At 67.6% G+C, this 14,239-nt stretch carries 7 protein-coding genes; 4 read left to right on the forward strand and 3 right to left on the reverse strand.

Features of this window, described 5'->3' with window-relative positions; translation table 11 throughout:
* Positions 1–690: 690 nt before the first annotated feature.
* On the forward strand, positions 691–2,343 hold the full coding sequence (locus ACNAW0_RS28425) for a CocE/NonD family hydrolase (protein ID WP_416291104.1): 1,653 nt from the start codon (positions 691–693) through the stop codon (positions 2,341–2,343).
* A 988-nt stretch (positions 2,344–3,331) separates the two neighbouring features.
* Here ACNAW0_RS28425 and ACNAW0_RS28430 read toward each other — a convergent pair.
* Entirely contained in the window at positions 3,332–4,615 is a 1,284-nt protein-coding gene (locus ACNAW0_RS28430) for an RNA-guided endonuclease InsQ/TnpB family protein (RefSeq protein ID WP_416291105.1), read from the reverse strand.
* Positions 4,616–4,638: 23 nt separating this feature from the next.
* Here ACNAW0_RS28430 and tnpA point away from each other — a divergent pair, with 23 nt between their 5' ends.
* The gene (gene tnpA, locus ACNAW0_RS28435; RefSeq protein ID WP_416291106.1) at positions 4,639–5,055 is read left to right on the forward strand and encodes an IS200/IS605 family transposase; all 417 of its coding nucleotides are present in this window, start codon (positions 4,639–4,641) and stop codon (positions 5,053–5,055) included.
* A gap of 108 nt (positions 5,056–5,163) precedes the next feature.
* Here tnpA and ACNAW0_RS28440 read toward each other — a convergent pair whose 3' ends face one another.
* Entirely contained in the window at positions 5,164–6,207 is a 1,044-nt protein-coding gene (locus tag ACNAW0_RS28440) for an NAD(P)-dependent alcohol dehydrogenase (protein ID WP_416291110.1), read from the reverse strand.
* 557 nt (positions 6,208–6,764) lie between these two features.
* The gene (locus ACNAW0_RS28445; protein ID WP_416291107.1) at positions 6,765–7,031 is read right to left on the reverse strand and encodes a hypothetical protein; all 267 of its coding nucleotides are present in this window, start codon (positions 7,029–7,031) and stop codon (positions 6,765–6,767) included.
* Between the two features lie 1,060 nt (positions 7,032–8,091).
* Here ACNAW0_RS28445 and ACNAW0_RS28450 point away from each other — a divergent pair.
* Together ACNAW0_RS28450 and ACNAW0_RS28455 are read left to right on the forward strand one after the other, a co-directional pair.
* The gene (locus ACNAW0_RS28450; protein WP_416291108.1) at positions 8,092–12,648 is read left to right on the forward strand and encodes a DUF6531 domain-containing protein; all 4,557 of its coding nucleotides are present in this window, start codon (positions 8,092–8,094) and stop codon (positions 12,646–12,648) included.
* A 204-nt stretch (positions 12,649–12,852) separates the two neighbouring features.
* Positions 12,853–13,923: a hypothetical protein gene (locus tag ACNAW0_RS28455; protein ID WP_416291109.1), complete on the forward strand. Its 1,071-nt coding sequence runs from the start codon at positions 12,853–12,855 to the stop codon at positions 13,921–13,923.
* Positions 13,924–14,239: the final 316 nt, after the last annotated feature.

Raw genomic sequence — 14,239 nt, forward strand, 5'->3', positions numbered from 1 at the left:
CGCGGCACGGCTGTACACCGAAGCGGCCCACAAGGCCCCCAACCTCGCCGAGCGCGACCACCTGACGCGCCAGGCCGCCCGGCTCAACGCCCGAATCCGCTCGTCGACCTGAGCGTATGTCTCTGCGTTCTCTCGAGTGCCGGCCGGCGCCTCGGCGGACACGTCGTCGTGCTCGAGGCGGGCGAGGTCGCCGAACACGGACCGGACGACGGCGTCCTGCAGCACCCGGCCAGCCCCGTTACGCGCGCCCTGCTGGACGCCAGACATCGGCGCTACCAGGCCGATCTGCCCTTGGCCGGAGCCGGGTAGGCCGGCAACGAACTCCCAAAGTGGAGACCGTGCCGTCAACTTGAGCCGTCGAAGCAGCCGGCGAGCGGGTTGGACTGAGTCGTTTCGGCGAGGGAGCTGACGGTGTATGTCGATCCCCGGGCGGCTCTGCCGGGGATCGGAATCTATTGCCTTCGAAGGCTGCAAGCGGGACGCCGACACGCTACCGTCAACGCTCGCACGGACACTGCTATTGCTTGGGGAGGTCAGATGAACCTACGCAGACGGATAACAGCCGCTGCTATGGGTGCGATAGTCACGACTGCAACTCTGGCTGTGAGTGGCACGGCGACCGCCGCCACACCAGTACCGGCTCAGCAGGGCATCACTCACGAGGAAAACCCCCGCGTCCCGGAGGGCGCGGTGTGGACCGAGGCATACTTCCCATCCGCCGACGGCAGTGACGTCGAGCTGCACGCCGACGTCCTCCGGCCGGCGAACCTGCCGTCCGACGCCAAGACGCCGGTGATCCTCGCCGTCGGCCCCTACTTCAGCCACGCCGGCCAGACGGGACCGGAGGGTTGGACCGCGACCGGCCCGTCCAACCGGTTCGAGGACTTCACCAGGGGCACCGACCTCTTCGCCCGCGGCTACAGCTATGTCATGGTCGACCTGCGCGGCTTCGGTGGAAGCACCGGCTGCCTCGACTGGGTGGGGCCCGGCGAGCAGGCCGACGTGAAGGCCGCAATCCGGTGGGCGGCGAAGCAGCCGTGGTCGACGGGCAAGGTGGGCATGTACGGCAAGTCGTACGACGCCGTGACCGGCCTGGTCGGCAACAACCTGCGTATCGGCGCGCTGAAGGCCGTCGTCGCCCAGGAGCCGCTGTGGAACATGTACCCCTACCTCTTCAGCAACGGCGTCCCCCGGCCCAACGTGACCGGCACGCCGAACGCCTACAACGGCATCGCCACGATGGCGGCGCTGGCCGACGACACCGACCACTACAAGGCCAACGCGACCTACGAGAAGAGCCATCCCGAGTGTCTCTCCGACAACCTCACGAACAACAACAACCCCGACCCTGACTCGCCCTACTGGAGCGCCCGGAACCTCGCCGCGCAGGCAAGGGGCACGAGCACGCCCCTGTTCATCACGCAGGGTTTCATCGAGAACAACACCAAGCCCGAGGACGTCGAGAAGTACCTCGCCAACCACAACGGCGTGGAGCGGGGCTGGATGGGCCAGTGGGAGCACGTCCGCGGTAACGAGAGGAACTCCCAGGGCCAGTTGCTACAGGGCCGCGCCGACTTCTTCGGCGAGGTCATGCGCTTCTACGACCGCTACCTGAAGATCATCAAGCCGGAGGTCCAGGACCCCGCCTTCGGCATCGAGGACAGCACCGGCGTATGGCGCGAGCAGTCGACGTGGCCAACCCCATCGTCGTCCACCGTGGCGGATCTGCCGGACGGGCAGTACGTCGACGACGGCCGCCCCTCGACGCTGGCCGCGCAGACCGCGACCGACGGCGAGCAGTGGGACATGGAGCACTACACCGACCCCGCCCCGCAGGTGACGAGGGGCCTTTCCGTGGTGCCGTTGGCCGGTGACACGCACAGCTACTTCAGCTGGTCCACGCCGACCACCTCCCGGCTTCGGATCACCGCCACGCCCCGGTTCACGATGGACGCCAGCGCATCCGGCAATGTCATGGTGCGGCTATGGGACGTCGCGCCGAACGGCACCGCCGTGATGTTCGATGAGAACGTCGCGCTGGTCAGGCAAGCGGGCCGGGTCGCGTTCGACCTGAAATCCACCGACTGGACCTTCGAGGAGGGCCACCAGCTCGGGATCCAGGTCGGGACTATCGGCGTCAGCGGCTGGCGCGGCACCCCGAGCGGCAACACGATCCAGGTCACCGGAGCGCGGCTGAGCCTGGCACTGCAGGACCCACAGCTCGACGTGCCGACTCAGGGCGACCGCTCGCCGTTCCTCAACACCTACCTGAGGCAATACACCAAAACGCTCACCGGCGTTGGCGAGGGCACCTTCCCGCTCGCCCTCGGCACCCGGCACTGAGCGACCTCTAGAGAGGAGCGGCCTGCCCGGCCCCGGCCGGGCAGGCCGCTCCTCTCTGTCAAGCCGAACTCGGCGGTTCCTGGTCGTCGCCATACAATCATCGGCCAAGGAGCGCGGTGCTGCTGGTCCTGGAGGGCCTGGCATCTTGGCAAGGAGTTCCGGCACCAGGCCAGCCCCGGGTGACAGCCCGGGGCCGATCCAGTCCCGGCTGGCTGGCTGGCTGCGTGCTCGAGGACTGCGGTGACGCGGTCGCCGCAGGCGTGAAGCCGCGCAGGCGCAAGGCGTGCGCCGCGAAGCGGATCCGGTAAGCGCCGGGCGCCGCCCGTTGTGGGGGAATCTGGCGGCGCCCGGTACCGGGCCGTGTCCCGGAGCAAGGTTTGGACGGAAGGCCGGGGTCGTTGCCCTCGGCGGTTCACTGCCTGGGGCGGCCCGGTGCAGAAGTCCATCGGACCCCGGTCCTCCGCGCGGTGAAGAGTATCGGCGCCCACTGACACACGAGTGCCGGTTATAGCGAATTTAATCCGCCAATAAGCTGTCGATCAGCCATTGTCGTTCGCTCATCGAGGAGGTGCGCGGCGTTCCGATCGACGTGAAGCGGCGCGGCTCTCCTGGCTGGAGGACGGCTGTTCTTTCAGCTCAACGACCGAACCCGCGGCTGTGAAGGCCGCACAACTACTACGCCGGCTCGCCGCCGCTGCCTCATCTCGAGCATGGCGAGGTGGCTCATGAAGGTGTCGGTGGTGGCGCCGTGCCAGTGCTCCTCGCCGGGTGGGCAGATGACGGTGTCGCCGGGGCGTACGCATACGACGGTTCCGTCGCGGGGTTCCTACCAGCCCGACGCCGTCGGTGACGTGGAGGGTCTGGCCGACGGCGTGGGAGTGCCAGTTGGTGTGGGCGCTTGGGGTGAAGCGGACGAGGGCGACGACCATCCGGGAGGGCTCCTGCCCTTGGTAAATGGGGGTGACTTGACATCCTCCCCCGCCTAAAGCTAAAGGCGGGAGATTCCCGTTTCCAGCGCCGTACGAGGTCGGCGCTGGGTGGGTGGTCGACAGGAAGCCTTTCGGTTCCTGTCCCGGGCTGCCCGCCCGGTGTGTGGGGGCGGCGCCTCGGCGGCGTCCCTGATGTTGATCGCGGCGTTCACGTCAGCGTTGGCCTGGTGTCCGCAGGACCCACACCGGAACACCGCTTGGCTTTCACGGTTGTCCCGGTCGGTGTGCCCGCAGCGGGCGCACCGCTGAGAGGTGAACGCGGCAGGCACCCTGGCGATTCGGGTGCCGGTGGTACGCGCACGGTTGGCCAAGGCCGCGTGGAACAGGCCCCAGCCCTTGTCGAGGATCGCCCGGTTCAGCCCGGCCTTCGCGGCCACGTTGATGCCGGGCTCGGCGACGGTGCCCTTCGCGGTGGTGGTCATGGCCTTGATGTTGAGGCGTTCGAGCTTGACGACCGCGTGCTGGGCGCAGAGCCGGTTCGCCGCCCACGCCAGGAAGTCGCGGCGCCGGTTACGGATCTTCGCCTCGGTCCGGGCAATCTCGGCACGGACCTTACGGGCGCGGTGGGAGGTCTTGGCGCCGCGGTTGCGGCGTGCGGTCTCCTGCCGGCCGGCCTTCGACTTGAGTCGGGCCAGGTCGCGTTCCTGACCCGCAGTGGTGAAGGTGCGGTGCCACATGCGGCCGTCGGACATCGCCAAGGCGACCTTCACGCCACGGTCGACACCCACCACGGTGTCTGGTCGGGCGTGCACCGTGGGCGTCTTGACACCGGTGTGGACGCCGAAACCAACGTGCCAGGCGACACCGTCGAAGGACACCACCGCGTGACGAACTATCCCGCCCAACGGGCGGGACCAGCGGAACTTGACCTCGCCGACCTTCGGCAGGGTCACCGCACCCCAGCGCCGGTTGAGCCGGCGCACCTGAATCGCCTGCCCGGGGAACGGGACCGACAGCCGGGCACAGCGTCGTTTACGGGTCGGCGCCCCGGCGGGGTGCTGCGGGTTCCACCAATTCTGGTACGCCTGGTCCAACTGGCGCAGCACCTGCTGACCGGACTGTGCCGGCAGGTCCGCAACCCAGTCAAAATCCTTACGCGCCTGCGTCAGATAGGCGCACTGCGCGGTGACTCCGAGCGTGACCTTGCGCTGCTGCCAGGCGAACTGGCGCTGCTCCAACGCCGTGTGGTAAAGCCAGCGGCATGTGTGCCCCCACGAGGCCAGCCGATCCGCCTGCTCCTCGGTGGGATACAGCCGGTACTTCCGACCCATGTCCGCCCTCACGCTCCACATCATACACTTGGTTTATGGCCGACACCTACCCCATCCGCACCGGCAGACATTGCACCTTCCTGCTTCACGCCCACTTGGTCTTCGTCACGAAGCACCGAGCACGAGTCTTCACCGACGAACACCTGCGCTACCTCGAACAAGTCATGCGCCAGGTGTGCGAACAGTTCGAATGCGAACTGGTCGAGTTCAACGGCGAGGACAACCACGTCCACCTACTGGTGAACTTCCCACCCAAGGTGACCCTGTCCAAACTGGTCAACTCCCTCAAAGGCGTGTCCTCCCGCTACCTGCGCCGCGACTACCCCAACATCCACCGCCACTTCTGGCGCGACACCCGCCTATGGTCCGGCTCCTACTTCGCCGGCTCCCTCGCAGACGCACCCCTGTCAGCCCTGCACCAGTACATCGAGCAGCAAAACCGGCCAGGTTAGAGCACGCTCGGGCCTTGGCGACCCTCCCGCGCGGGCCTTCACCCCCGCCCCAAAAGGCTCCGCACGGCCGCAGGGTCGGCCGAGCGGAGCCGGTCAGGAAACCTCAGGTCAGCCGAGGGTGGCGGTGTCGATGACGAATCGGTAGCGGACGTCGGAGGCGAGGACCCGGTCGTAGGCGTCGTTGATCTTGTCGGCGGAGATGACTTCGATGTCGGCGCCGATGTGGTGTTTGGCGCAGAAGTCGAGCATCTCCTGGGTCTCGCGGATGCCGCCGATCATCGACCCGGCGTAGGAGCGTCGAGCGCCGATGAGGGAGAAGACGTTGAGGGTCAGCGGTTCGGCGGGGGCGCCGACGTTGACGAGGGTGCCGTCGACCGCGAGCAGGCCGAGGTAGGCGTCGACGTCGATGGGCGCGCTGACCGTGTTGATGATCAGGTCGAACCGGCCGGCGAGCTGCCCGAAGGTGTCCGGGTCGCTGGTGGCGTAGTAGTGGTCGGCTCCCAGGCGGAGTCCGTCCTCCTGCTTCTTGAGCGACTGGGACAGCACGGTCACCTCGGCGCCCAGGGCGTGGGCGATCTTGACTGCCATGTGTCCCAGCCCGCCGAGGCCGACGATGGCGATCTTCTTGCCCGGGCCGGCGCCCCAACGGCGCAGCGGCGAGTAGGTGGTGATGCCGGCACACAGCAGCGGCGCGGCGGCCGCGAGGTCGATTCCCTCGGGCACCGACAGGACGAAGTCCGCGTCGACCACGACGCGGGTGGCGTAGCCGCCCTGGGTGATGGTGCCGTCCCGGTCGGTTCCGGCGTAGGTGGCCACCATGCCCGCCAGGCAGTACTGCTCGTCGCCGTTGCGGCAGTTGATGCAGTCCCGGCAGGAGTTGACCATGCAGCCGACCCCGACCCGGTCCCCGACTTGGTGGCGGATGACCTCGGAGCCGACCTCGGTGACGATGCCGACGATCTCGTGGCCGGGCACCAGCGGGTAGGGCTGGGGTCCCCAGTCACCGCGGACGGTGTGGATGTCGGAGTGGCAGATGCCCGCATACTTGATCTCGATGAGGACGTCTTTGGGGCCGACGTGCCGCCGCTCGATGATCACGGGGGCCAGCGGCTCGGACGGGCTGGGTGCTGCGTAGGCGTGCACACGCACGATGCTTGCTCCTGTTTCTTCGTGACGAGGTTTGGCCGCGGCGCGGCCGGTTGTGCCTGCCGGCACCCACCCCGAGCAGAACGTGGGGGTGCCGGGCCGTGCAGGATAGCGCTAACGCCGCTTGACGAGTGGGCTCAGGCGAGCGGCTCGCTGTTCGGCGTGGTCGCCAGCGCCGACGAGGTCGGCAAAGAATGGTCGCCGTCGTCCTCAGCGGCGCATCCGGCGAGGACGACACGTCCGTCCCACGGCGGGCTCAGTGGCTAGTCGTCGCGTTCATCGTCATCCAGGAAACCTCGCCTGTGGTCTGGTGGGGAGTCTCTGATGAAAGGTGTACTGACAGGGCATCCCTGGCCACGTGTGCGGCAGCGTCCCGGCGGAGCCGGGACACGGTGGTTCCGGGCGTGGTGACGGGCTTGCCGTGGTGTGGCAGGGTGCGGCAAGCTGGGTGGTGGTGGGAAGAGCGACCACGTTGTCGGCCCCTTGCGGGGTCTGACCTTTCGCCGGAAACGGCCTTGTCGGCGCTCTTCCCGCCCCTATGTGTGCGCTGGTGGTGGGCCCTTTCAGTCGGCGGCCTCACCACTTTCGCCGTCGCTGGAACTCCCGCTATCCGGGCGGTCGCCGTCGTCATCGTGGTCGACGAGGATGATTTTCTTGCCGGACACCGCTTTCAGTTGGGCGATCAGCCGGCGGGCATGGGTGTGTGGGTCGACACCGCGGGTGTAGTAGTCGTGGCCGAGATCAGTGTAGGGCTGCTCGGCGTAGAGGCTTCCCTGGGCGGGCATCTCTGACGCGCCACCGCCGCAGGAGCAGCAGGCCACCGCCCGCATCGCGCTCGAACCTGGCCGAGTTGTCGTCGCTGCTCGACGCGGAAATCAGCGCCCGGCTGCCGGAGTCGCAGCGGCCGCTGGTGGTGGACCCGGAGGTGCTCGACGTCGCACTGCCGCTGTCTGGCAAGGCGGCCGAAGGTGGACTTGCGTGCTGCCGAGGGGCTTGCGGGCGTTGTATCCGGTGAGCTGCGTCGCCGATCACCTGCGCATCGACCTGGTCATCGACGCCCTCCACGCCGCGCAGCACACCCGGGGCAACCTCGACCGAGCCGGCCGCCTGCGGCCTCGCCGCCGACGCCGCCGGCCCGGTCATCGCGCCCCGCCGTTGATCATCGGTGCGGACCCAGGTGCGCAACGTCTCCCGGTTGCCCCCGAGATCGTCAGCATCTGGGCGATCGTCGCCCCGGGGCGAGACCGTACAACGCGACCGCGTCGGCCTTGAACTCGGCGGGGTAGTGCTTCATCACCATCTGTGAGGGACTCCTGATCTCCCCGCACCATCACGATCCAAGGTTCAAGTGTCCAGGACCAGGGGCCAACTCCCCGAGCTGCAGGACAACCCTGCTGACACCACCGCACTCGTCCGGGTTCTGCCACGTCTACGGCCGCGGCAAGGGCCAGGCCCAGCTGATCCCGGGTGGCCGTACTCTTTCTGGAGACAGGTCGCACCTCGTAGCGGAGACCGCTGTCCAATGTGGTCTTGTTGCTCGCGGGGAAGGCGTGCGGCGCCTCCCGTGGGCTGAAAGGCAGTCTGGAGCAACGAATCCGGCAGCGAACGGGTCTACGAACGCAAATATTTACTGATACCGTCACGCTGCGTCGCGTGCCCTGATCCCGCATGCGGTCGGGTGGATGACGCGATTCTTTTCGGGAGCAAGGCCCAGGAGAGGGACGGGGACCGTACATGCGTTTAAGACGGCTACTAGCGGCCGCGATGGCGGCAACCATGCTTGCGGTTGTGCCGGGAACCCCGGCATTCGCCGCTACTGGGGACTTTGTCACCCGCGCCGCCGTCGAACTCCTCGGCAGGCATCAGGGCTACGGGTTCGCAGGGAGTGGCGTGAACACCGCCACCGGAAACTACACCCAGGCGGCGATGGACCTCAGCTTCTCCAGCAGGCTGCTCGCTTGGGGGCGTACCTACAACTCGCTGATCACGGAGAGTGGACCGCTGGGTCGCGGCTGGACCACGGCGTTGAGTGCTCACCTGGTCACCGGCGACAGCGGGGCGGCGTTCCACGACGACGACGGGCGGGTGCTGACCTTCAGCTCCGATGGTAGCGGCGGCTACCGCCGGCCGCAGGACCTCAACGCCGATCTCACCAAGGCTGCCGATGGCACTTTCGCGCTGCGCTCCCTGTCCGGCGAGACGTGGATCTTCGATGCCTCCGGCCGGATGTCCGAGCGTAAGACGGAGGGGCAGAGTGTGACGTTCGGTTACGACAGCGCGGGTCGACTGGCATCGGCGATGCACTCGGCTGGACTCGGGCTGTCTCTGTCGTACGACGCTGACGGCCGGTTGACGAAGGCGGCGGCGACCGACGGCCGGGAGGTGCTCTACGAATACTCGGCGGATGGTGCGCTCGCGTCGGTGAAAAGGCCGGGCGGCGCGGTGACCCGGTACGCCACGACGTCCGACGGGCTGATCACCGAGGTGCTCGACGCGGATGGCGGTCGCGTGGTGAAGAACTCGTACGACGGCGCCGGCCGCGTATCGCACCAGGACTTGAGCGGCGGCGTGGGGACGGACTTCGCTTACGACGACACCGCTGGTGTCACGACGGTGACCAGCACATCGACCGGCACCAAGCTCACCTATCAGCACAGCCCTTCTGGGCGGCTGGTGAAGGTTACCGACCCGGCAGGGAACTCGGTCAACCGGACGTTCGATGACAACGGTCGGCTGGTCTCGGTAAGCAACCGGGGCGGTACGGTGACCAGGCTGGAGTACGACGCGCGCGGCAACCTCGTGCGTCGCGTTTGGGGCACGGTGACCACGACGTACGCCTACGACGCGCAGGACCGGCTGACCGCCGTGACCGACGCGGCTGGTCAGGTCACTGGCCGGGCCTACACCGGCGACAGCCGCGTACCCAGCGAGGTGACCCACCCCGACGGCGCCAAGGCGCGCAACACAGTGGTGAACGGGCTGGTCACCGAGAGCGTGGATCCGACCGGCGTCAAGACCACCTACGGCTACGACGGCGCCCGCCGGCTGACCGCGGTCACCGACGCCACCGGCAAGACCACGCGGTTCGGCTACGACTCGGCCGGACGCCGCACCTCGGTGCAGTTGCCGTCCGGCACCACCACCCGCTACGACTACGACGCGGCGGGACGGATCACTACGACCACGACCGCCTCGGGCGCCGTGACCCGCTACCGCTACTCGACTGCGGGACGGCTGCTTGACACGACCGACCCCAGCGGCGCGGTCACGGCGAGTACCTATGACGAGGTTGGCAGGCAGGCCAGCAGCACGGATCCGCTGGACCGCAAGACCACCTACACCTACGACGGCGAGGGCAACCTGGCAACCTCGACCGATCCGGCCGGTGGGGTGAGTCGGTACGCCTACGACGCGCAGAGCCGGCTCAGCAGCGTGACCGACCCGACCGGGATCGTCGTCCGCTACAGCTACGACGCCGACGGTCGGCAGACCGAGGTCACCGAGGCGGCGGGTACTGAGGCAACGAGCTACGACGCGCACGGAAACGTCACCACGACGGTCGACGCAACCGGGCACAAGACGAGCTACGAGTACGACGCACTGGACCGCGTCGTCGCGACGACCGATGCGGCCGGAGCGACGACCAGGACGACCTATGACCCGACGGGGCGAGTGGTCGCCGTCACGGACGCGCTGAGTGCGGTCACCCGGTACGAGTACGACGCCGCAGGGCGGCAAGTAGCGGTGATCGACCCACTCGGCAACACCACGCGGTACGAGTATGACGCCGCGGGCCGGCTGATCAAGAAGATCATGCCAACCGGCGGGGCGTACAGGTACGCCTATGACGAGGACGGGCGCCTGATTTCCCAGACGACCCCAGCCGGACTCGTGACGCGCTACGGGTACAACGCCGACAACCAGATCACCAGCATCACCGATCCGCGCGGGGGTGTGACCCGGTACGAGTACGACTCCCGCGGGCTGCGGATCAAGATGACCAGCCCGGGCGGTGCCGTGCGACGGATGGAGTACGACGCCGCCCGGCAGATGATTGCGGCCATCGACCCCAACGGGGCCACGACACGGTACGCGTACGACGTGGCGGGCAACCTGAGCAGCCTCACGGATGCCAAGGGTGCTGTCACTAAGTACACCCATGACGCCTCGGGGCGGGAGACCTCGGTCACCGATCCGCTCGGTCGGAAGACGGAGCAGACGTTCGACGCGGCCGGTAACCTCACCGCAGTCACCGATCCTGCTGGCAAAACGCTGCGCATGGAGTACGACGCGGCCGGGCGGCCGACCCGGCGGATCGGGGACGACGGCGCGGAGGTGTCCTACGGCTACGACGGCGTGGGGCGACGTACCAGCATGTCCGACGCCAACGGGACCACCAGCTACGCGTACGACCTGGTGGGCAGGTTGCTGAAGGTCACCCATCCGGACGGGTCGGCCTTCACCTCCAGCTACGACGCCGCAGGACGGCGGGTGGGTTTGCGCTACCCGGACGGCCTTGCGATCGATTACCAGTACAACGGGGACGGTGCCCTGACCGGGCTGTCCGACCCTCGGGCCGGCGACGTGGCGTACACACTCGACGCCGACGGACGTCTCCTCACCGAGGCTTTGCCCAAAAAGTGGTCGCGTGCCTACCGCTACGACGGTGGGCTGCTCGCCAGCTACCAGGAGTACCGCGCCGGGGCGCCGGCCGAGGACGCCACGCTCACCCGCAACGCGGACGGGCGGGTTACCCAACTCGTCGATCCCACTCCAGGCCGTAAATATCAGTACACGTACGACGCCGCCGGGCAGTTGCTGTCGGCGAATGGCCAGGTCGGTGGCACGCTGCGGGCGACGTACGATGCGGTGGGCAACCGGACCAGCATCACCCGCGGCAATGTGCAGACGTCACTGAGCTACGACGCGGCCGATCAGTTAGTGGCGGCCGACACCGGCTCCAAGCACGTCGCCTACAGCTACGACCCCTCGGGCCGACTAGTGCACCGGACCGGCCCGAACGACGAGCTCACCGTGGCGTACGACTCCTTTGGGCTGCCGACGACCACCACGCAAAGCAGCGGTGGTGTGACGCAGACCAGTGCGGCCACCTACGACGGTGACGGGCTGCTCACCCGGATGGCCACCACCAGACAGCCGGTCAACGCGCCGCCGCAGACCAGTACCGTCAGCTACCAGTGGAGTGCCGGGGTAGGCGACCCGCAGGTCCTCGCGCAACGCGGGGATAACGCCGCCGCCTTCGTCTACGGTTACGGCCGAGTGTCCGCCGACACCAGCAGTGGTACGGCCACGTTCGCCCGGGACACCTTCGGATCGACAATCCAGACCGCGGACACCGCAGCCTGGGCGCAGGCGGGCGACTACGACGTCTTCGGTGCCCCGCACAGCGCCGGCACACCGTCGGTGTACAACCCGGCGTTCGGCTACCGCGGCGAGTTGGGCTACCGCGGCGAACAGCCCGCGGGTTCGCTGCTGTACCTCCGCGCACGCACCTACGACGCGGGTGTCGGCCGCTTCACCGCTCGCGACCCGATCACCAACTTCGTTGGCCGAACCGACACCGCCAGCCCGTACTCGTACGCCAACAACGATCCTGTGAACCTCGTCGATCCGTCCGGCAAGATACCGGACCCGTACGATACGCCGGGCTATGGGTTCATCGGTGGTGACGGCCTTGGCCCCGATCCTGGCGTTCCCGACCTGGAGTGTGTGCCGCCGGGAGGTTCGCTCGAGTCGCACCCCAAGCTGTTCCAAGGCAAGGGACCGCTGTGCACCCGGGGAAGCATCCCGGAAAGCTGCCTGAACGCAGAAGAGATCTGCCTGAACAAGCTCTGGTGGGCACATCAGCCAGAGCGCGCCGCCCAGGCGTTCACCATTCATGAGCTGAATTACCAACGGGAGGGCTGGTTCGAGAGCTGGTGGCATTCGACGAGCGGTGGCGCCACGACGATCAGTGACGACGTCGACTGGGAGGTCGGAGACAAGAACTCGGACTATGAGATCGGATTCAACGGCTTCGCCATTGACATCGTCACCGAGGAAAGCAAGATGTTCGAGGTCAAGCGCTGGGTCGGCAACAGCACGGTGGCCGTGGTCACGGCACAGCTGCTCCGCTATCAGTTGACCGTCAAGCGATGGTTCGACATCGACTTCACGCCCAGCACCGAGCTAGCGAAGTGGGCGTCGAGTTTCGAGGTCCACGAACACTGGTACAGCTGGGGTAGCAGAGTGTACGTGTGGGGTCTCGGGAATCAACCGGGCCACATCTACTTCGCGAAGGACGACAAGGCTCCGGACAGGGTCCGCGCCAAGGTGGACGCCGACAACAACTGGGACACCATTTTGGGCCTGGTGGGTATCGGCATCAGAACCGGCGGGGCTCCCGCTCCCGCACCGGCGGCGCCGAGGCCGATCCTCGTTCCCTAGGAGGCGCTCCCGGAGCCATCGGGCTGAACCGGCCGAGCGCAACGGCATCGTCCCCGAGCCGCCCAGGCGGCTCGGGGACGATGCCGTTCTGTACGGGCCTGTGCTGCTCACCCGACCAGAGGGGTCGGCGGTGCTCGTTACAAGCGAGCATGATGGGGCGGGCCGGGCCCAACTCGGCAAGCATCACGAAAAGGAGCCGCGGGAATGTCTGACCGGCCAGCTGCGATTCAGCTCGCACAAGACGGCGATGACCTGCTCTACGCGCCAGGCATACGTGAGTTCATCGAGCCGTCACTGGGAGCCGACCGCGTCACGGCCTACGAGACGCTGATGGTGATGGCCCTCCTCTGGCCCGCGCTGCGCGCGTTCGGCGCCGTGAGGTGGGAGCGCTACGGCAGTGACCAGCTGAAGGCGCTGTTCGAGCTGAGACGTCACCGTGAAGGCATGCCGGTGGACGACCTGAGCTACGTCCTTGATCTCGACGACGTCGAGTCGTTGCTGGATGGGTTGGAGCGGCTGGGGCACCTGACCCGTTCGACCGGGCCGACGGGCGACCAGACACGCTGCCTCCGGATCACCGAGCGGGCTGAGCGGATCGTGGACGAGTACCTGGAGCGGATGGCCGACCAGCAGGCACTGCTGTTCGACTCGGTCGCCCCCGACCGGCTGACCCTGCTTCGCCACGTCTGCCTGCGCATGGATTCGAACGTCGACGCCCGCTTCAAGCGGGAGATGCGGGAGGTGTCCGGGGGGGCCTCGCTCGACGGGGACGTCCGCCGGTTTGAATACGAAGTGGACCTGCTCTATGACCCTGCCGTGCGCGAGTTTCTGGGGCCGTTGAGCCCCGGTCAGATCCTCAACTACGAGACCGCGGTGGCCCTACGCGCGGCGGTGTTCTCGTTGAAGGATTTCGCTGGAGGCCCGCGCATGGACCGGGGGACGATGCAGTTGCTGTTGCGGTTGCATCGGCATTCGGGGGGCATGCCGGTGGCCGAGATGATCGCCGATCTCGACCGCGGCGATTCGGTGCGGCTGCTGGACGAGGCCGAGCGCATGGGGGCGGTCACCCGTTCGCCGAGCCCGGCCGGCGACGGCATAGTTTTGGTCCGCCTCACCGCGGCGGTCGGACGACGGATGGATGAGTATCTGCGCGGCCTGACCGACGAGCTGGCATGGAGACTTGACGGCGTAGCTCCGGAGCAGCTGCCCGCGGTCCGCGACGCGTGCTGGCGGATCGCCATGAACCTACCCGGCTTGGTCAGCAGCCGTCAGTAGCCGGCACCGCGACGGAGCGATGGACGTTTCCTGGATCTCATACGGGACGCCCGGTTGCTCCCGGCCGTCGGGAATGACGAGGCGCAAGACGTCGTCCCCCGGTTGTCACCGCGATGACACGATCTTCCCTCCGACCGGGCGGTGAGCAGCTTGTCCGTCCGCTTGTTCCTGCGGCCCTGCGTGTCCGCCCGTGTCCCCGCCTGGTACTGATGCCGGCACTACCCGCCCGAGTTCAACCGTTGCTGATTCCATAGTCGGATGTCAGCAATCCCAGCCTTTCGGCTGGGAAGGTCCGTGATGGTGTCACCGGAGCGCA

The sequence above is a fragment of the Micromonospora sp. SL1-18 genome (genome assembly GCF_047921505.1).
Taxonomy (GTDB): domain Bacteria; phylum Actinomycetota; class Actinomycetes; order Mycobacteriales; family Micromonosporaceae; genus Micromonospora.